Source organism: Serratia sp. X10, from assembly GCF_017811775.1.
Classification (GTDB): Bacteria; Pseudomonadota; Gammaproteobacteria; order Enterobacterales; family Enterobacteriaceae; genus Serratia; species Serratia ureilytica.
Window position 1 is genome coordinate 117712 of record NZ_JAEIOH010000006.1, and the last position, 17399, is coordinate 135110.

The following is a 17399-nucleotide window of genomic DNA, read 5'->3' on the forward strand; positions in this document are numbered from 1 at the left end:
TTACAGCGGCTGATAGCTGAAATTCACCCGTTTTTTGGAGATCAGCCCGTGCCCGTTCTGGCACAGGTAATCCACCGCCCCGCAGGCCTTCAACTCTTGCAGCGGCTGCCCGCACTCCGGGCAGCTCGCCAGCTGCCGATAATCGCGCTGACAGGCGGCACAATGGTAGTGACCCGCTACCCAATTCATGGTCTGACGACAGTGCGGACAATGCGCATCCATAACGGCTCCCAGGTTAAATCGCGCCCCATGAGCGCAAGAAATAGATCCCCAACGCGGTGGTGAAGAACGACCCGACAGTGGTGATAGCGATAATGTTGGCCGCCAGCGTGGCGTTGCCGCCCATAGCACGCGTCATCACATAGCTGCCCGAAGCGGTGGGCGTGGCGGAAAACAGGAAGATAATGCCCAGCGCCGCCCCCTGAAACCCGCACAGCCAGCCGGCCAGCGTCATCAGGAACGGCACCAGAAACAGCTTGGCCGCCGACGACAGCGCCGCCACGTTGGACGAGCGGAACATGGCGCGGAAATCCAGGCTGGCGCCGGTGCACAGCAGCGCCAACGGCAGCGACAGCGCGGAGATATAGCTGCCGGTCTGGCGGATCACGGCCGGGATGCCCAGCCCGGTTTGCGCATACAGCAGCCCGCACACCAGGCCGATGATCAGCGGATTGGTGACGATGCTGCGCAGCAGCGACAAGTGGCTGATTTTCTTGCCCTGCCCGCCCTGCAGGCTGCGCGTGAGGGTGATGACCGACAGTATGTTGAACAGGATCACCGTCACGGTCAGGTACAGCGAGGCGAGCGCAATGCCTTCGCTGCCGTAGGCGGTCATGGCGTAGGCCAGACCGACGATGGCGGTGTTGGCGCGAAACCCGCCCTGTACGAACACCCCGCGCTCACGCGGTTCTTTCACCACCCACCTGGCCGCCAGCTCCAGCAGCAGGAAGGTCGCCAGCGTGCCGACCGCGCCGAACAGCACCAGCGGCAGATTGCCGAGCAGCTGCGGATGGTTGGTGGCGATGCTGAAAAACAGCAGGCACGGCAGCGCCAGATTGAACACCAGGCGGGTCGCGCCGTCGACGAAGCGGTCATCCATCAGGCGCCAATGGCGCAACAGGATCCCAAGCAGCATCATCAGTAGATTCGGCACGGTGACGTCGAATGCAAAACTCCAGGTTTCCCAGGACATGGTGTACCTTCAGACAGGCGAGGTAATCTTCAGATAATAAAACGATTTCGGGCCAATAAAAAAGAGGCGCGGCATCACTGCCGCGCCCCTCATGAGCGATTACTTGCTCTTTTTCAGGTGGCTCATCAGGCGTTTGCGCTTACGCATCTGGGTCGGCGTCAGCAGGTTGCGTTTGCCGGCGAACGGGTTGTCGCCCTCTTTGAACTGGATGCGGATCGGCGTCCCCATCACGTTCAGCGAGCGACGGAAGTAGTTCATCAGGTAGCGCTTGTACGAATCGGCCAGATCGCTGACCTGGTTGCCGTGGATCACCACGATCGGCGGGTTGTAACCGCCGGCGTGGGCGTATTTCAGCTTCACGCGGCGGCCGCGCACCAATGGCGGCTGGTGATCGTCAACCGCCATCTGCATGATTTTGGTCAGCATCGAGGTGTTTACGCGACGGGTTGCGCACTCGTAAGCTTCCTGTACCGATTCGAACAGGTTGCCGACGCCGCTGCCGTGCAGGGCGGAAATAAAGTGCACGCGCGCGAAGTCGACGAAGCCCAGACGCAGATCGAGCATCTCTTTCACGTGCTCGCGATCTTCTTCGCTCATGCCGTCCCACTTGTTGACCGCAATAACCAGTGAGCGCCCACTATTGAGGATAAAACCGAGCAGCGAGAGGTCCTGATCGGAGATGCCTTCACGCGCGTCAATCACCAGCAGCACCACGTTGGCGTCTTCAATCGCCTGCAGGGTCTTGATCACCGAGAATTTCTCGACGGTTTCGGTCACCTTGCCGCGTTTGCGCACCCCGGCGGTGTCGATCAGCACGTATTCGCGTTCGTCGCGCACCATCGGAATGTAGATGCTGTCGCGGGTGGTGCCCGGCATGTCGTACACCACCACGCGCTCCTCGCCGAGGATACGGTTAGTGAGCGTAGACTTACCTACGTTCGGGCGGCCGACGATCGCCAGTTTGATCGGCAGATCCTGCGGATTGAACGCTTCTTCCGGCTCTTCGTCTTCTTCGCCTTCCTGCGTTTCACCGTTTTGCTCGGCCCAGTAAGCGGCATTGGCCTCTTCCTCGGTCAGCTCGACGTCTTCCGGTTTTTCCGGCACGAACGGCACCAGCACGTGTTCAATCAGCTGGGTCACGCCGCGGCCGTGAGAAGCGGCGATGGCGTAAACTTCACCCAGGCCGAGCGAGTAGAAATCGGCGGTGGCGGTGTCCGGATCCAGACCGTCGGTCTTGTTGGCCACCAGGAAGGTCGCCTTCTGGCGGCTGCGCAGGTGCTGGGCAATGCCCTGATCCGCCGGCATCAGGCCGGCGCGGGCGTCAACCATGAACAGCACGATGTCCGCTTCTTCGATCGCCAGCAGCGACTGGCCGGCCATGCGCGTTTCGACGCCGTCTTCAGTGCCGTCGATGCCGCCGGTATCGACGATGATAAATTCATTGCCTTCGATTTCAGCACGACCATACTTGCGGTCACGCGTCAGCCCCGGGAAATCCGCCACCAGCGCATCACGCGTATGGGTTAAACGGTTGAACAAGGTGGATTTACCCACATTCGGGCGCCCGACCAGCGCGACGACAGGTATCATTGTTGAAGCCTCATTACTTAATAATCAATGCGTTACTGCACTGCGGATAGACACCGGCGGTGCAGCTTATAAAAATACGAAACGGCCCCTGAACATTCAGGAGCCGTTTTCAAGCCATGCGACGAGCGGCGTTAGCGGGTGAAAGCGTAAACTTTCCCGCCGCGAGCCTGGATCACCAGCTTGTCGCCGGCCACCATCGGCGCAGACAGGAAGCCGGAGCTGTCCACTTCCTGCTGGGCGACAAAACGGCCATCGGTGGTGTTGACCCAGTGCAGATAGCCTTCGGCGTCACCGGTCACCAGATAACCATTATACATCACCGGCGGCGTCAGGTTGCGGTGCAGCAGATCGCTTTGCGTCCACACGGTCACGCCGCCTTCGGTGCTGAGCGCCACCACGCGATCGTTCTGGTCGATCAGGTAGATGCGGCCCGCGTCGACGATGAAATCATTCACCGAACCCAGCTCGCGTTTCCAGATGATCTGACCGGAACGCAGATCCAGCGCCGTCAGGTTGCCGTTGTAACCCAGCGCGTAGACCACGCCGTCAACGATCACCGGCGTGGTGTCCACGTCGTTCAGGCGATCGATTTCGGTTGCGCCGCTCGGCTGAGAGATGCGCTGTTGCCAGATAATCTGGCCCTGCTGCATCAGCACGGCGCTGACGCGGCCGTTGTCACCGCCGACGATGGCGGCACCAAAGGCGACGGCCGGCGCGGACTCACCGCGCAGCGACAGCGAAGGCATGTCCAGGTTAACCGTCCACTTCACCGCGCCGTCGGCTTCGTTCAGCGCCTGCAGCATGCCGTTGGAGGTATGCACCAACACCATGCCGTCGCTGACAACCGGACGGGAGATCGCTTCGCCGGCCACTTTGGTCTGCCAGGCGATGGCGCCGTCGGCGGTGTTCAATGCGTAAACCACCGCTTTTTCGCTGCCGACGTAAACCTTGTCACCCGCAACCGTCAGGCCGCCCGACAGCAGCGCAGACAGGTTGCTGGAGAAGAAGCCGGTCTTCTCGGAGAGATTGACCTTCCACTTCTCGTTGCCGCTGTCGGCGTCCATCGCTTTCACGATGCCGAAGCGATCGGCGGCGTAAATGGTGCTGTCCTGATAGGCCGGGCGCAGGTGGGAGTAATACTCACCGATACCGTCGCCCACCGAGGTGCTCCACGCCTTGTTCGGCGTAAACTGATTTTCAACTTTCGGCAACGGCGACATGGTAACCACGTCTTCTTCGCTGTTAAACAGCGAGCAACCACTCAGCAAGGCAGCGGAAACCAGTCCGACCAAGAGTGTTTTACGCAATTGCATGGGAATTCCCCTTAGCTGGACAAGTTATTCAATTTCATGCGCAGCAGAACCTGCAGCGCTTGAGAAGCGTTGGACTCAATGCCTTTGCTGTAAGCTTCGCGCGCGCCCTTGGCGTCGCCCTTCGCCAGCAGCACATCGCCGCGCACATCCTGCATCATCGCCGCCCAGCCTTCGCCTTTCACGCCATCCAGCGTTTTCAGCGCTTCATCCAGCTTTTTCTCCTGCAGCTGGACGCGCGCCAGACGCAGGTCGATCATCGCCAACAGGTTGTCGTCTTTGGTCTGGCCCTGCGCCAGCGCCAATTGTTGTTCCGCCTTGGCGAAATCATTCTGTTCGACAAAGTGCTTGGCCAACTGCAGCGCAGCCAGTACGCCGTAGCTGTTGCCGTTGGCCTGGACAAATTTCTCTGCGGCAGCCACGTCATCCGGCTTACCGGCCGCCAGACGATCGCTGGCTTCCTGATAGGATTGCGATGCCGCCATCATGTTGGAGTTTTCATGGCTCTGCCAGTAACGCCAGCCAACCAGGGCACCAATTCCGATCACCACGCCCACCGCCAGCGCTTTGCCGTTCTCGGCAAAGAACCGACGCAGTGCGTCGACTTGTTCGTTTTCAGTGGTATAGACTTCCACGGTGTCCTTCTCCTTAACCTAACATCAAAGCCAGACGCGCAGCGACTTCGCTTTGCGCCAGCGTTTCTTGTTCACCACTGCGCAGGTCTTTCACCACCACCTGCTGCGCCGCCACTTCGCTCTCGCCCAGGATCAGCGCGATGCGCGCGCCCCATTTGTCCGCACGGGTGATCTGCTTCTTAAAGTTGCCGCCGCCGTAATTGGTCATCAGCTTCAGCTGCGGCGCCGCGTCGCGCACCTGTTCAGCCAGCCGCATCGCCGCGCTCTGGGTGCCCGCGCCGGAAGAGATGACGTAGACGTCGATAGCCGACGGCGCCTTGAATTCCGGGTTGACCGCCTGCACCAGCAGCACCAGACGCTCCAGGCCCATGGCGAAACCGACCGCCGGGGTGGCGCGGCCGCCCAACTGCTCGACCAGACCGTCGTAACGGCCGCCCGCGCAGACGGTGCCCTGCGCGCCCAGGCTGGTGGTCACCCACTCAAACACGGTGCGGTTGTAGTAATCCAGACCGCGCACCAGGCGCTCGTTAACGGTATATGGGATACCTGCCTGCGCCAAAAGTTCACACAGACCGGCGAAGTGAGCACGGGATTCTTCATCCAGGTACTCGGACAGGCGCGGCGCGTCGTTCAGCAGCGCCTGCACCTCAGGATTCTTGGAGTCCAGCACGCGCAGCGGGTTGCTGTACATGCGGCGTTTGCAGTCTTCGTCCAGCACCTCGACGTGCTGCTCCAGGAACGCCACCAGCGCATCGCGGTAGTTGGCGCGCGCTTCCAGCGAACCGATGGAGTTCAGCTCCAGCTTGACGTGCTCGGCGATGCCCAGCGCTTTCCACCAGCGGGCGGTCAGCAGGATCAGCTCGGCGTCGATATCCGGGCCTTGCAGGCCAAACACTTCCGCGCCCAGCTGATGGAACTGACGGTAGCGGCCCTTTTGCGGGCGCTCGTAGCGGAACATCGGGCCGATGTACCACAGACGCTGTTCCTGATTGTACAGCAGACCATGTTCGATACCGGCGCGCACGCAGCCGGCCGTCCCTTCCGGACGCAGCGTCAGGCTTTCGCCGTTGCGGTCTTCGAAGGTATACATCTCTTTTTCCACGACGTCGGTCACTTCGCCGATCGCGCGTTTGAATAACGGGGTCTGCTCTACAATCGGCAACCGGATTTCGCTGTAACCGTAGCTGCCCAGCACCTGCTTGAGGGTGCCTTCAATACGCTGCCATAATGCCGTTTCTTCCGGCAGGTAGTCGTTCATGCCGCGGATGGCTTGAATGTTCTTTGCCACGTGAGTTCTCTGTCCGTTGTCTGTAAAAATGAACCCGATTATAGGGACTTTGCCGCCCGGTATTCAACGCGGATGCGGTTTTCTGCCCTTCAGGTGCATAAACAAGCGGGCCAACAGGCCCGCCGTGTAGCGATAACGCTTATTTTTCCAGCAGGTTGACCGTGATGCGTTTGCTTTCGTCCATCATCGCGGCCTTGGCGCGAATTTTCGCTTCCAGCTGGTCGATCATCTGTTCGTTGTCGAAACGCTCTTTCTGGCGCACGCCGTCTTCGTAGAAGCCGCTCTTCTTGTGGCCGCCGGTCACACCCATGGTGGACACCAGCGCCTCGCCCGGGCCGTTCACCACGCAACCGATGATCGAGACGTCCATCGGCGTGATGATGTCTTCCAGGCGCTGCTCCAGCGCGTTCACCGTGCCGATCACGTCGAACTCCTGACGCGAACAGGTCGGGCAGGCGATGAAGTTGATGCCGCGCGCGCGGATGCGCAGCGACTTCAGAATGTCGAAACCGACCTTCACCTCTTCGACCGGATCCGCCGCCAGCGAGATGCGCAGGGTATCGCCGATGCCTTCAGACAGCAGCATCCCCAGACCGATGGCCGATTTGACCGACCCGCTGCGCGCGCCGCCGGCTTCGGTGATGCCCAGATGCAGCGGCTGATCGATGCGCGACGCCAGCAAGCGGTAGGATTGCACCGCCAGGAACACGTCCGACGCCTTGACGCTGACCTTGAACTGGTCGAAGTTGAGGCGATCGAGGATATCCACGTGGCGCATGGCGGATTCCAGCAGCGCTTCCGGCGTAGGTTCGCCGTACTTTTCCTGCAGATCTTTCTCCAGCGAACCGCCGTTGACGCCGATGCGAATCGGGATGTTCTTGTCGCGGGCGCAGTCCACCACCGAGCGAATGCGCGATTCGTTGCCGATGTTGCCCGGGTTGATGCGCAGGCAGTCCACGCCGTATTCGGCCACCTGCAGCGCGATGCGATAATCGAAGTGGATATCGGCGACCAGCGGCACGTTGACCTGCTGCTTGATCAGCTTGAACGCCTCGGCGGCGTCCATGGTAGGAACCGAAACGCGGACGATGTCGACGCCCACGCGCTCCAGCGCTTTAATCTGATTAACCGTTGCTTCAACATCGGTGGTACGGGTGTTGGTCATCGACTGCACGGCAATCGGCGCGCCATCACCAATAGGCACCTTGCCGACGTAAATGCGTGTAGATTTTCGACGGTTGATGGGCGCTTGGTTATGCATTACTTACTCTCCATTGCTGCTCTGACATCACGACCGGGGCCGCGCGATTACTGCGCGGCGACGGTCAGGCGAGCAACACGGTTTGACTTAACGAACCGGCTCAAATCAACCGGTTTACCCTGATACTGGATCTGTACTGCCGCCGGCGCGCCGATGGTCAGTTTGTACGGCGCAGTGCCGGTCAGGTTCAGCTTGCCGCCCTGCTTCTGGGTGCCGCTGAACAGCGTTTTACCGCTCGCGTCGGTCACCTGCAGCCAGCAGTCGGCGGAGAAATCCATCACCAGCGCGTTCGGATCGGCCGCCGGCGCAGCAACGCCCGCATCGGCGGTCGGCAGCGGCGATTGTGCCGCCGGCGCGGTTTCCGGCAAGGTGGTCTGGCTTGGTGACACCACGGCAGGCTGTTGCTGAGCCGCGCCCGGCGTCTGGGCGGTCGCCGCCGGCGCCTGAGCCGCTGCGCCGGTATCGGCCGGCGCGGCGCTGTTGTCGGTCAACGGCACGTTGGTGCCGGTGCCGGCGTCGGCGTTGCCGTCGGTCAGCGGCACGGACTGCCCTTCGTTATTCTGTGAAAGCTGTGCCGAGGATTGATCGGCCATGGTGGCGATCTCTTCCTGCTGCGCCTTGTGGTTTTGCCACCACCAGGCGCCGGTCAGGCCAATCACCACGAACACGATAAGCCAGGTGAAGCTCATCAGCCAGCCGTCGCGTTTCTTGCGGCGCTTGCCCAGCGAGAAGCTTTGCATCGGCGCCACTTTCGCCATCTTCAACGGCGCCTGCTTGGCCAGCATCGGCAGCAGTTCGTCTTCCGGCAAATGCACCAGCTTGGCGTAGGAACGGATGTAGCCGCGCACGAAGGTGGACGCGAGGTCAGCGGAAATGCTGTCTTCCTCGATATCGCGCACGGTGGACATTTTGAGACACAGGCGTTCTGCAACGGTCTGTTGGCTCAGCCCGAGTTGCTCACGGGCCTGACGCAGGCGCTGGCCCGTCGTCATGGATACGGTTTTATCTTGGGAGGCTTCAGTATTCATTAGCTAAGAACTGCTGGTACTGTTTGGATTGTGGAAAACTTCGCGCTAGCTGCTTGCCATAGCGTTGAACGCTATCCTGACGGCCGGCTAACGCGGCGAAACGAATCTGTAACCATAAGCTGCTGGCGCTGGCCGGCAGAACATGCTGATAAACATCCAATAAAAGTTGCGACTGGGCGCGCTTCCCTTCTCCAAATTGCTTTTCGGCCTCCGCCAACAGCGGAGTGCCTTTGTCCGGATCGACCTTCAGCGCGCGGCTCAACAGCGTGCGCGCTTCATCGTTTTGTCCGGCCTTGAGAAAACAGTAACCTGCGTTTTCCAGGCTGTCGGCGACCTGACCATAATCGGGCGCCAGCGCCGCAGCGCTAAACTGCTGTTGCGCCGGTACATACTGCCCTAAACTGCAAAGAAACGCACCGTAATTATTCAGTACGGTGCCATTGCCCGGCGCAAGTTTGAGCGCTTGCCGATAACGCTGTTCGGCCGCGGCGTTTTCACCGATCCGCTGCGCGTAGAGCGCCATGCCCAACTGCGTGCGGTAATCCTGCGGGGCCGCGTCCAGCGCCTTTTCGAGGTTCTGGCGCGCGGCGTCCATGTCACCTTGCTGCAGGTACTCCAGCCCCAGCTGCAACCGCGTCTGGCCCGCCTCAGCGACCTGTGCTTCCTTTTCCGGCGATGAGCCGGAACACCCGGCCAACAACCCGGCCGCCAGCCACACACCCCACAGTTTCAGCTTCATGCCCGCATTCATTTCCTTATCGGCCGTCAGCTAACGCCCATTAGCGTCAACATCTCGCATAACAGGCTGTTAGATAACAAAAAAGGTGCTATAGGATTCAGACCGCCCGTACGTTGATAGGTTCCCCGGCCATTTTCTTTTTCAGGGTACGCTTGGTACGGTCGATCACTTCACCCGCCAGTTGCCCGCAGGCGGCATCGATATCGTCACCACGGGTTTTACGAACAATAGTCGTAAAGCCGTATTCCATCAACACCTTGGAGAAACGATCCACCCGGCTGTTGGAGCTGCGGCCGTAAGGGGCGCCCGGGAACGGGTTCCATGGGATCAGGTTGATCTTGCACGGCGTGTCTTTCAGCACTTCCGCCAGCTGATGCGCATCGTCGGTGCTGTCGTTGATATGATCCAGCATCACGTACTCGACGGTGACGCGCCCCTGGTTGGCGTTGGATTTCTCCAGGTAGCGACGCACCGCGGACAGGAAGGTCTCGATGTTGTACTTGCGGTTGATCGGCACGATCTCATCGCGGATGGTATCGTTCGGCGCGTGCAGCGAAATGGCCAGCGCCACGTCGATCATGTCGCCCAGCTTGTCCAGCGCCGGCACCACGCCGGAGGTAGACAGGGTCACGCGGCGTTTGGACAGGCCAAAGCCGAAGTCGTCCAGCATGATTTCCATCGCCGGCACCACGTTATTCAGGTTAAGCAGCGGTTCGCCCATGCCCATCATCACCACGTTGGTGATTGGGCGTTGGCCGGTCACCTTCAGCGCGCCGATGATTTTCGCCGCGCGCCACACCTGGCCGATGATTTCCGACACGCGCAGGTTGCGGTTGAAGCCCTGCTGCGCCGTCGAACAGAATTTGCACTCCAGCGCGCAACCCACCTGCGAGGAGACGCACAGCGTCGCGCGGTCGGCTTCCGGGATGTACACGGTTTCGACCTGCTGATCGCCCACCTTGATCGCCCATTTGATGGTGCCGTCGGCCGAGCGCTGTTCTTCCGCCACTTCCGGCGCGCGGATTTCCGCCACGCGCTGCAGCTTGCCGCGCAGGACTTTGTTGATGTCGGTCATCTGCTCAAAATCGTCGCAGCAGTAGTGGTAAATCCACTTCATCACCTGATCGGCGCGGAACGGTTTCTCGCCCATTTCGGCGAAGAACTCGCGCATTTGCTGGCGGTTCAGATCCAGCAGGTTGATTTTGGCCGCAGCCGGTTGCTCCACGTTAACGGAGGGGGTAGTCAGCGAATTATTTTCAGACACGGTGTGCTCGGACGTGATGGGTTCTAACATAATGATCTCTGGCCTCGTTATTACACGTTATGGCGCTAAAGAATGGAAAGTAAGTTGTGCATTTCAGCCCGCGAGATTCGGGTGGCGGCACTAAAAACACGCCCCTGACAAGTCGTCTTATCAGGGGCGCGGCATTGTACAAATTTTAGTAGCGGGTTTCTATGGCTGAAAGGCATTCAGGGCATTTTTATTGTTTCAGCCGGTGAATGCCTGGCTATCAGCAACGGCACGATTAACGTGCGCAGATTTCGCTTTCGTTGAAGAAGTAAGCGATTTCACGCTGTGCGGATTCAACGGAGTCGGAACCGTGAACGGCGTTAGCGGTGAAGCTGTCCGCGTAGTCGGCGCGCAGGGTGCCGGCCAGTGCGTTGTCCGGGTTGGTTGCGCCCATAATGTCGCGGTTGCGTTGCACGGCGTTTTCAGATTCCAGAACCTGCACCATGATTGGGCCGGAGGTCATGAACTCAACCAGACCGTCGAAGAATGGGCGGCCTTTGTGCTCAGCGTAGAAGCCTTCAGCTTGCTCGCGAGTCAGACGCAGCATTTTAGCGGCGATGATTTTGAAACCGGCGCGCTCGAAACGCGCGTAGATAGCGCCGATGTCGTTGTTGGCTACAGCGTTTGGTTTAACGATGGAAAAGGTACGTTCTACGGTCATGATGGCCTCTGTATGACTTCCAAAACAGGCCGGTCTGCAATGTTGCCGGCCTTCTCAAGTGGCGCAGATTATATGTGCGCCGTTAACGCTTGCCTACGGGAAAATCAACATTTCATTAAAAAAATATGATCTTCCAGCGGCATTTCCGACAACGCACCGCGTTACTGGGTTTTGTCGGTGGACGGGATCAAATTGCGCAGCCAGCTGCCCCAGCGGCGCTGATAAAACGGCTGCGTATGGGCGATCAGGTAGTGGCTGATGCCGCGCTCTTTCTCCGACACCAGGCAGAAATCGACCGGTTCGTCATTCGGCGCCGTTTCGCTGGCGACGCTGCCGGCCTCGTTGATCAACGCCTCGATCTCCGCCGGTTCTGCATCCACTTCCAGCCCGATCAGCAGATTCGGCTTCTCGTCCGCCGCCTGGTCGTGCATCAGCGCCAGAAACGCGCGGCGCACCGGCTTGCGCTGGCTGAACAGCGTGGTCAGCGCATCCACCATCGCCGACGGGTACTCTTCGGGCTGCCCCAACAGGATTTGGGTCTCTTTGTCGACGTAATGCTCCACCGGTTTGACGACGCCGCCGGTCGCCAGCAGCATCGCCACCTCTTCCGGGTAGAACTCTTTGCCGTATTCCGCCTTCGGGTTGAGGAACAGATCCGCGCCCTGGGTGATTTCAAACAGCACCCGCGCCGGCATGGCGATGAACGGCTGTTCGTCCTCAACGGCCTTCTGCAACGCTTCCAGCGAGGTGAAGAACGGAATGATGCTGCCGCCGTCCTGCTTTTCCCAATGCTGGATATTGACCGGCGTATCCGCGTTCAGCGTAATGTCGCCGTCCTGCTGCACCTGCTCGCTGTCGCCGAGGATCAGCACCGTGGCGTCGAGCAGTTCACGGAAGAACGCCGGACGGTGGGCCGGCTCCGTCACCGCCAGCTTCAGCAGGCGTTCAAGCTCGTTCTCGCTCGGGGCGGCATCGTGATGATGGGAACTCATGGCAAACTCCAGGGATCAAATAGCGAGGCCCAGCATGCTGGGCCCCGAAGATAATGCGCATTCTAGCGCCCGCCGCGGCGGGCGTTCAATTATTTGGCTTTGCTCAGCAACAGATTGGCCAGGGTGCGCACGCCCAAACCGGTCGCGCCGGCCGACCACTGATCCACCGCGCCTTTGCGGTAGGTGGCGGAGCAGTCGATGTGCAGCCAGCCCTGTTGGTAATTCATGACGAAGTGCGACAGGAAGGCCGCCGCAGTGCTGGCGCCGGCGGTATAAGCCGGGCCGGCCACGTTGTTCAGCTCGGCGAAGTTGGACGGCAGCTGGCTGCGGTGGAATTCGGCCAGCGGCAGACGCCAGAACGGCTCGTGCTCGGCAGCGGCGCTGCTGAGCAGCTCTTGCGCCAGCGCGTCGTCGAAGCTGAACAGGGCGTGGTAGTCGTTGCCTACCGCGGTCTTGGCCGCGCCGGTCAGGGTGGCGCAGTCGATAATCAGCTGCGGGTTCTGCTCAGAAGCGTCGATCAGGCCATCGGCCAGCACCAGGCGACCTTCCGCATCGGTGTTCATCACCTCAACAGTTTTGCCGTTGCGGTAACGAATGATGTCGCCCAGTTTGAAGGCGTTGCCGCTGACCATGTTGTCGGCGCAGCACAGGTACAGCTTCACGCGCTGCTTCAGGCCGCGCGCCGCCGCCAGCGCCAGGGCGCCGGTGATGGTGGCCGCGCCGCCCATGTCGGATTTCATCGAATCCATGAAGGCGCTCTGCTTGAGGCTGTAGCCGCCGCTGTCGAAGGTGATGCCCTTGCCGACCAGGCAAGCGAACACCGGCGCATCCGGGTTACCGGTCGGGTTGAAGTCCAATGCCAACAGCACCGGCGGGCGCTCGGAACCGCGGCCGACGGTGTGGATGCCGGCATAGTTCTGCTCGCGCAGATCTTCCCCCTTGGTAATGCGGTAGCTGACGGCATCGCAGCCGACGTCGCACATCAGATCAACGGCGCGGGTCGCCAGTTGCTCCGGCCCCAGCTCTTCCGCCGGCATGTTGATGGTGTCACGCACCCAGTCGACGATCTTCAGGCGCTTATCCAGCTCCTGACGCGCGGCTTCCGGCAGTTCGGCCCATTCGACGTTGCGCTGCCCTTTCGGCCCGCGGTAGCCCTGCCAAAACGCCCAGCTGTTTTCCAAATCCCAACCGTCGCCGGCCAGCTTGACGTTTTTGATGCCCTGGCCGTCAATTTTGCGGCCCGCGCGCTGGATCGCGCCCAGCTTGTCGGCGCCGGTCAGGTGGATGGTCATTCCTTCGCCGTTGGTGCTCAGCAGCGCTTTCTCGCCCCAGCGGGCGTCGGCAGGTTGTTGCGACAGCGTGACCTGCATGAATTCTGTTGTCATAGCCTTCTTACTCCGGATGTTCCCTTTATTATTTCATTAGGGCTTTATTGCATACCCTATGGATTTCAAATTGCAGCTAGGCGCCCAGCGATCTCATCCCCAGGAGCTTACTCAGGTAAGTGACTGGGGTGTGATCGTGCAGGTAACAACGCTGCGGTTTGAAAGACGACGGGTATGTCGGATACAAAATAAACGGGCCGCCCATGGCAGCCCGTTACGCTATTTACTCCGCTTCATCTAACCAGACCAGCAGGATCGCTTCCAGTATTTTTTCGTTGGAAGCCTGTGGATCGTCATCGAACTCTTCCAGATCGCAGATCCACTGATGCATGTCGGTAAAACGCACGGTTTTCGGATCGGTGTCCGGGTATTGGTCGTACAGGGCTTCGCCGATTTCACGGCTGTCGGTCCACTTCAGTCCCATTATGATCTCCTGGTTGGCGCCGCGGCTAACAATTAATGCTCACGCGCGTGGTTGACGGTATAACGCGGCATTTCGACCACCAGATCTTCGTCGGCGACCAGCGCCTGGCAGCTCAGACGGCTTTCCGGCTCCAGCCCCCAGGCCTTGTCCAGCATGTCGTCTTCCAGCTCGCTGCTCTCTTCCAGCGAATCGAAGCCTTCACGCACGATGCAGTGGCAGGTGGTGCAGGCGCAGGATTTCTCGCAGGCGTGCTCGATTTCAATGCCGTTGCGCAGCGCAACGTTGAGGATCGACTCCCCTTTTTCGGCGTCCAGAACCGCCCCTTCCGGGCACAGATCTTGATGGGGCAGGAAAACAATTTTAGGCATGGTTAAACCTCATCCACAGAATGGCCAGCCAGCGCGCGGCGAATGGAAGCGTCCATGCGGCGCGCGGCAAAATCTTGCGTTTGTGCATCTAATGTTTTGATGGCGTCTTCGATAGCGGCGGGGTCTTCACCCTGCGCCGCCTGCTGCAACGCCTGGGTCGCGGCGGCGATCGCCTGGCTTTCCGCCTCGCTCAGCAGCGCGGCGTCGGTGGCCAGCGCGCCCTGCAGGCTTTCCAGCACCCGCGCGGCTTCCACGCGTTGCTCCGCCAGCTTGCGCGCGCCCACGTCGTTTTGCGCGTTGGCCATCGAATCCTTGATCATGCCGGCGATTTCGCTGTCCGACAGGCCGTACGACGGCTTGACCTGAATAGAGGCTTCCACGCCGGTGGATTTCTCCATCGCGGTGACGCTCAGCAGGCCGTCCGCATCCACCTGGAAGGTGACGCGAATGTGCGCGCCCCCGGCAGGCAATGGCGGCAGGCCGCGCAGCGTGAAGCGCGCCAGCGAACGGCAATCCTGCACCAGCTCGCGCTCGCCCTGCAGCACGTGGATCATCATCGCGCTCTGGCCGTCTTTAAAGGTGGTGAACTCCTGCGCGCGCGCCACCGGAATGGTGGTGTTGCGCGGGATCACTTTCTCCACCAGGCCGCCCATGGTTTCGAGGCCCAGCGACAGCGGGATCACGTCCAGCAGCAGCATGTCGCTGTCCGGCTTGTTGCCCACCAGAATGTCGGCCTGGATCGCGGCGCCGATGGCGACCACTTTATCCGGATCGATCGCCGTCAGCGGCGTACGGCCGAAGAAGGCGCCCACTTGCTCACGCACCAACGGCACGCGGGTGGAGCCGCCGACCATCACCACTTCCAGCACCTCGTCGGCGGCGACGCCGGCGTCTTTCAGCGCGCGGCGGCAGGCCATCAGCGTGCGCTTCACCAACGGAGCGATCAGCGCTTCAAACTGGGCGCGGGTCACCTCGCCCTGCCAGCCGGCCACCTCGACGCGCACGCTGTCGGCATCGCTCAACGCGATTTTGGCGGCGATGGCGGCATCCAGCAGTTGGCGCTGCACGCTGTGGTCGCTGCGATCGGCTACGCCGGCCTGCTCGCGCAGCCAGTCGGCCAACAGGTGATCGAAGTCGTCGCCGCCCAGCGCGGAATCGCCGCCGGTGGCCAGCACTTCGAACACGCCGCGGCTGAGACGCAGAATGGAGATATCAAAGGTGCCGCCGCCCAGATCGTAAACCGCGATCACCCCTTCCTGGCCGGAATCCAGCCCGTAGGCGATCGCGGCCGCGGTCGGTTCGTTCAACAGGCGCAGAACGTGCAAGCCGGCCAGACGCGCCGCGTCTTTGGTGCCCTGGCGCTGCGCGTCGTCGAAGTAGGCGGGAACGGTGATCACCACGCCATCCAGCTCGCCTTCCAGCGCCGCTTGCGCGCGCGCGGACAGGGCCCGCAGGATATCAGCGGAGACACCGACCGGGTTAACCGAGCCGGCGGCGGTGACGATCAGCGGCAGGCCGTTGTCGCTGGCCTGAAATTGATACGGCAGGTTCGGGTAACGTTGCTGCACGTCCGCCAACGAGCGGCCCATCATGCGTTTGATGGAGCTGACGGTATTGGCCGGATCCTGCGCCGCCTGTTGGCGCGCCTCCCAGCCGACGCGCTGCGCGTCCGCCTGATAATGCACTACCGAAGGCAGCAAATGGCGACCCTGTTCGTCGGCCAGCGTTTCCGCTTGCCCGCTGCGCACCGTGGCGACCAGCGAGTTGGTGGTGCCCAAGTCGATGCCGGCGGCCAGACGTCGCTGGTGCGGCGCGGCGCTGAGGCCAGGCTCACTAATTTGTAATAAGGCCATGTTGAAGCTTCCACAATCAGAATCAGAAGGTGTTACTCAAAACCCAGCAGTTTTTCTTCGAGTTGTTCAACCTGTTGCTGGAGTTTGTCCAAGAAGCGCAGCTTGCGCACGGTGTCGGCGGCGTCCGCCCACTGCTCACTGTCCAACTGCTGCAGCATCAGCGCGCTGCGCTGTTTGACCGAGGCGGCCAGCCGCGCGCCGAAATCGGCCAGCAGGCTTTCCGCCTCCGGCTTGCGCTCAATGGCGTCGAGCTCTTCGCGCAGTTCCAGCTGTTCCATCAGGAACGCGGTGTCGCGCATCGTATGCTGTTCGTTGCCCAGATCGAAGCCGTGCAACGATAGCATATACTCCGCGCGTTTTAACGGGTGCTTCAGCGCCTGGTAGGCTTCGTTGATGGTCGCCGCCTGCTGCAACGCCATCAGGCGTTCACGCTCCGGCTGGTTGGCGAAACGATCGGGGTGGAATTGGCGCTGCAGATCCTGGAAGCGGGACGCAAGCAGGCTGCCGTCCACGGTGTAGCGAACTGGCAGCCCGAATAAAGTAAAGTAATCCATAGCGTGCTCTGGGCGTTAGCGGATGAAGTTCCCCCGCCGAAACGGGGGAGCACGATGGACTGTCAGACGTTGAAACTCTCGCCGCAGCCGCACTCGCTTGAGACGTTCGGGTTGTTGAACTTGAAGCCTTCGTTCAGGCCTTCCTTAACGAAATCAAGCTCGGTGCCGTCAAGGTAGACCAGGCTCTTGCCGTCGATGATCACCTTGATGCCTTTGTCTTCAAACACGATGTCGTCATCGTTGGCTTCGTCAACAAATTCCAGCACGTACGCCATCCCGGAGCAGCCGGAAGTTCGCACTCCCAGACGCAGGCCGAGACCTTTGCCGCGGTTCGTCAAAAACGCCTGAACACGCTGCGCAGCGCTGTCGCTCATGGTAATAGACATCACAACCTCACACTTCACATCAAAGCCCGGCGCGGCCGGGCCGACTCAGACAAATTACTTGGCGCTATGCTTGCTCTTATAGTCGGCAATCGCTGCTTTGATGGCGTCTTCAGCCAGGATCGAGCAGTGAATTTTGACCGGCGGCAATTCCAGCTCTTCGGCGATCTGGGTGTTTTTGATCGCTTCAGCCTGATCGAGCGACTTGCCTTTCATCCATTCGGTCACCAGCGAGCTGGAGGCGATGGCGGAACCGCAGCCGTAAGTTTTAAAGCGCGCGTCTTCGATGATGCCTTCATCGTTAACCTTGATTTGCAGCTTCATCACGTCGCCGCAAGCCGGCGCCCCTACCATGCCGCTGCCGACGGTAGGATCTTCGTTGTCGAAAGAACCCACGTTGCGCGGGTTTTCATAATGATCGATTACTTTTTCGCTGTAAGCCATG

The 17399-nt window shown here is 60.7% G+C and carries 19 protein-coding genes; all 19 read right to left on the reverse strand.

The features are described from left to right. The 19 genes from J9788_RS18895 to iscU all read right to left on the reverse strand — a co-directional run bounded on the left by J9788_RS18895 (position 1) and on the right by iscU (position 17398). Positions 1-222: a zinc ribbon domain-containing protein gene (locus tag J9788_RS18895; protein WP_004941446.1), complete on the reverse strand. Its 222-nt coding sequence runs from the start codon at positions 220-222 to the stop codon at positions 1-3. Between the two features lie 13 nt (positions 223-235). Further along, positions 236-1192, reverse strand: a complete 957-nt coding sequence (locus J9788_RS18900) for an AEC family transporter (RefSeq protein WP_046897749.1) — start codon at positions 1190-1192, stop codon at positions 236-238. A 99-nt stretch (positions 1193-1291) separates the two neighbouring features. Beyond that, complete coding sequence (gene der / locus J9788_RS18905) at positions 1292-2782, reverse strand: ribosome biogenesis GTPase Der (RefSeq protein ID WP_182265530.1); 1491 nt, start codon at positions 2780-2782, stop codon at positions 1292-1294. Positions 2783-2913: 131 nt separating this feature from the next. Continuing rightward, positions 2914-4095, reverse strand: coding sequence for an outer membrane protein assembly factor BamB (gene bamB / locus J9788_RS18910; protein WP_046897751.1), 1182 nt, complete (start codon positions 4093-4095; stop codon positions 2914-2916). 11 nt (positions 4096-4106) lie between these two features. Then, on the reverse strand, positions 4107-4727 hold the full coding sequence (locus tag J9788_RS18915; RefSeq protein ID WP_182265531.1) for a YfgM family protein: 621 nt from the start codon (positions 4725-4727) through the stop codon (positions 4107-4109). Between the two features lie 13 nt (positions 4728-4740). After that, positions 4741-6015, reverse strand: a complete 1275-nt coding sequence (hisS, locus tag J9788_RS18920) for a histidine--tRNA ligase (RefSeq protein ID WP_182265532.1) — start codon at positions 6013-6015, stop codon at positions 4741-4743. Positions 6016-6154: 139 nt separating this feature from the next. Then, positions 6155-7276, reverse strand: coding sequence for a flavodoxin-dependent (E)-4-hydroxy-3-methylbut-2-enyl-diphosphate synthase (gene ispG / locus J9788_RS18925; protein WP_004941434.1), 1122 nt, complete (start codon positions 7274-7276; stop codon positions 6155-6157). 47 nt (positions 7277-7323) lie between these two features. Further along, complete coding sequence (gene rodZ / locus J9788_RS18930) at positions 7324-8304, reverse strand: cytoskeleton protein RodZ (RefSeq protein WP_182265533.1); 981 nt, start codon at positions 8302-8304, stop codon at positions 7324-7326. Beyond that, a complete protein-coding gene (gene pilW / locus J9788_RS18935) occupies positions 8294-9043 on the reverse strand; it encodes a type IV pilus biogenesis/stability protein PilW (RefSeq protein ID WP_046897868.1) in 750 nt (249 codons plus the stop codon). Before pilW ends, rodZ begins: the two co-directional genes overlap by 11 nt. Before the next feature lie 97 nt (positions 9044-9140). Then, positions 9141-10337, reverse strand: coding sequence for a bifunctional tRNA (adenosine(37)-C2)-methyltransferase TrmG/ribosomal RNA large subunit methyltransferase RlmN (locus J9788_RS18940; RefSeq protein ID WP_004941426.1), 1197 nt, complete (start codon positions 10335-10337; stop codon positions 9141-9143). Between the two features lie 232 nt (positions 10338-10569). Beyond that, on the reverse strand, positions 10570-10995 hold the full coding sequence (gene ndk, locus J9788_RS18945) for a nucleoside-diphosphate kinase (protein ID WP_004941424.1): 426 nt from the start codon (positions 10993-10995) through the stop codon (positions 10570-10572). A 161-nt stretch (positions 10996-11156) separates the two neighbouring features. Then, the gene (gene sseB / locus J9788_RS18950; protein ID WP_033644091.1) at positions 11157-11987 is read right to left on the reverse strand and encodes an enhanced serine sensitivity protein SseB; all 831 of its coding nucleotides are present in this window, start codon (positions 11985-11987) and stop codon (positions 11157-11159) included. 89 nt (positions 11988-12076) lie between these two features. After that, entirely contained in the window at positions 12077-13372 is a 1296-nt protein-coding gene (gene pepB / locus J9788_RS18955; RefSeq protein ID WP_182265534.1) for an aminopeptidase PepB, read from the reverse strand. A gap of 223 nt (positions 13373-13595) precedes the next feature. Continuing rightward, the gene (gene iscX, locus J9788_RS18960) at positions 13596-13796 is read right to left on the reverse strand and encodes a Fe-S cluster assembly protein IscX (protein WP_006327336.1); all 201 of its coding nucleotides are present in this window, start codon (positions 13794-13796) and stop codon (positions 13596-13598) included. A gap of 32 nt (positions 13797-13828) precedes the next feature. Continuing rightward, a complete protein-coding gene (fdx, locus tag J9788_RS18965) occupies positions 13829-14164 on the reverse strand; it encodes an ISC system 2Fe-2S type ferredoxin (RefSeq protein ID WP_046897754.1) in 336 nt (111 codons plus the stop codon). A gap of 2 nt (positions 14165-14166) precedes the next feature. Beyond that, a complete protein-coding gene (gene hscA, locus J9788_RS18970) occupies positions 14167-16017 on the reverse strand; it encodes a Fe-S protein assembly chaperone HscA (protein WP_182265535.1) in 1851 nt (616 codons plus the stop codon). A 32-nt stretch (positions 16018-16049) separates the two neighbouring features. Further along, a complete protein-coding gene (gene hscB / locus J9788_RS18975) occupies positions 16050-16571 on the reverse strand; it encodes a co-chaperone HscB (RefSeq protein WP_033644094.1) in 522 nt (173 codons plus the stop codon). A gap of 62 nt (positions 16572-16633) precedes the next feature. Beyond that, positions 16634-16957: an iron-sulfur cluster assembly protein IscA gene (iscA, locus tag J9788_RS18980; RefSeq protein ID WP_004941410.1), complete on the reverse strand. Its 324-nt coding sequence runs from the start codon at positions 16955-16957 to the stop codon at positions 16634-16636. Between the two features lie 54 nt (positions 16958-17011). Then, positions 17012-17398 (reverse strand): Fe-S cluster assembly scaffold IscU, encoded by a 387-nt coding sequence (iscU, locus tag J9788_RS18985; protein ID WP_004941408.1) that lies wholly within the window; start codon positions 17396-17398, stop codon positions 17012-17014. Position 17399: the final 1 nt, after the last annotated feature.

Coding starts and splice junctions, on each gene's coding strand:
- J9788_RS18895 (WP_004941446.1), bottom strand. CDS start 222: ATGGATGCGCATTGTCCGCACTGTCGTCAGACCATGAATTGGGTAGCG.
- J9788_RS18900 (WP_046897749.1), bottom strand. CDS start 1,192: ATGTCCTGGGAAACCTGGAGTTTTGCATTCGACGTCACCGTGCCGAAT.
- der (WP_182265530.1), bottom strand. CDS start 2,782: ATGATACCTGTCGTCGCGCTGGTCGGGCGCCCGAATGTGGGTAAATCC.
- bamB (WP_046897751.1), bottom strand. CDS start 4,095: ATGCAATTGCGTAAAACACTCTTGGTCGGACTGGTTTCCGCTGCCTTG.
- ispG (WP_004941434.1), bottom strand. CDS start 7,276: ATGCATAACCAAGCGCCCATCAACCGTCGAAAATCTACACGCATTTAC.
- rodZ (WP_182265533.1), bottom strand. CDS start 8,304: ATGAATACTGAAGCCTCCCAAGATAAAACCGTATCCATGACGACGGGC.
- pilW (WP_046897868.1), bottom strand. CDS start 9,043: ATGAAGCTGAAACTGTGGGGTGTGTGGCTGGCGGCCGGGTTGTTGGCC.
- J9788_RS18940 (WP_004941426.1), bottom strand. CDS start 10,337: ATGTTAGAACCCATCACGTCCGAGCACACCGTGTCTGAAAATAATTCG.
- ndk (WP_004941424.1), bottom strand. CDS start 10,995: ATGACCGTAGAACGTACCTTTTCCATCGTTAAACCAAACGCTGTAGCC.
- sseB (WP_033644091.1), bottom strand. CDS start 11,987: ATGAGTTCCCATCATCACGATGCCGCCCCGAGCGAGAACGAGCTTGAA.
- pepB (WP_182265534.1), bottom strand. CDS start 13,372: ATGACAACAGAATTCATGCAGGTCACGCTGTCGCAACAACCTGCCGAC.
- iscX (WP_006327336.1), bottom strand. CDS start 13,796: ATGGGACTGAAGTGGACCGACAGCCGTGAAATCGGCGAAGCCCTGTAC.
- fdx (WP_046897754.1), bottom strand. CDS start 14,164: ATGCCTAAAATTGTTTTCCTGCCCCATCAAGATCTGTGCCCGGAAGGG.
- hscA (WP_182265535.1), bottom strand. CDS start 16,017: ATGGCCTTATTACAAATTAGTGAGCCTGGCCTCAGCGCCGCGCCGCAC.
- hscB (WP_033644094.1), bottom strand. CDS start 16,571: ATGGATTACTTTACTTTATTCGGGCTGCCAGTTCGCTACACCGTGGAC.
- iscA (WP_004941410.1), bottom strand. CDS start 16,957: ATGTCTATTACCATGAGCGACAGCGCTGCGCAGCGTGTTCAGGCGTTT.
- iscU (WP_004941408.1), bottom strand. CDS start 17,398: ATGGCTTACAGCGAAAAAGTAATCGATCATTATGAAAACCCGCGCAAC.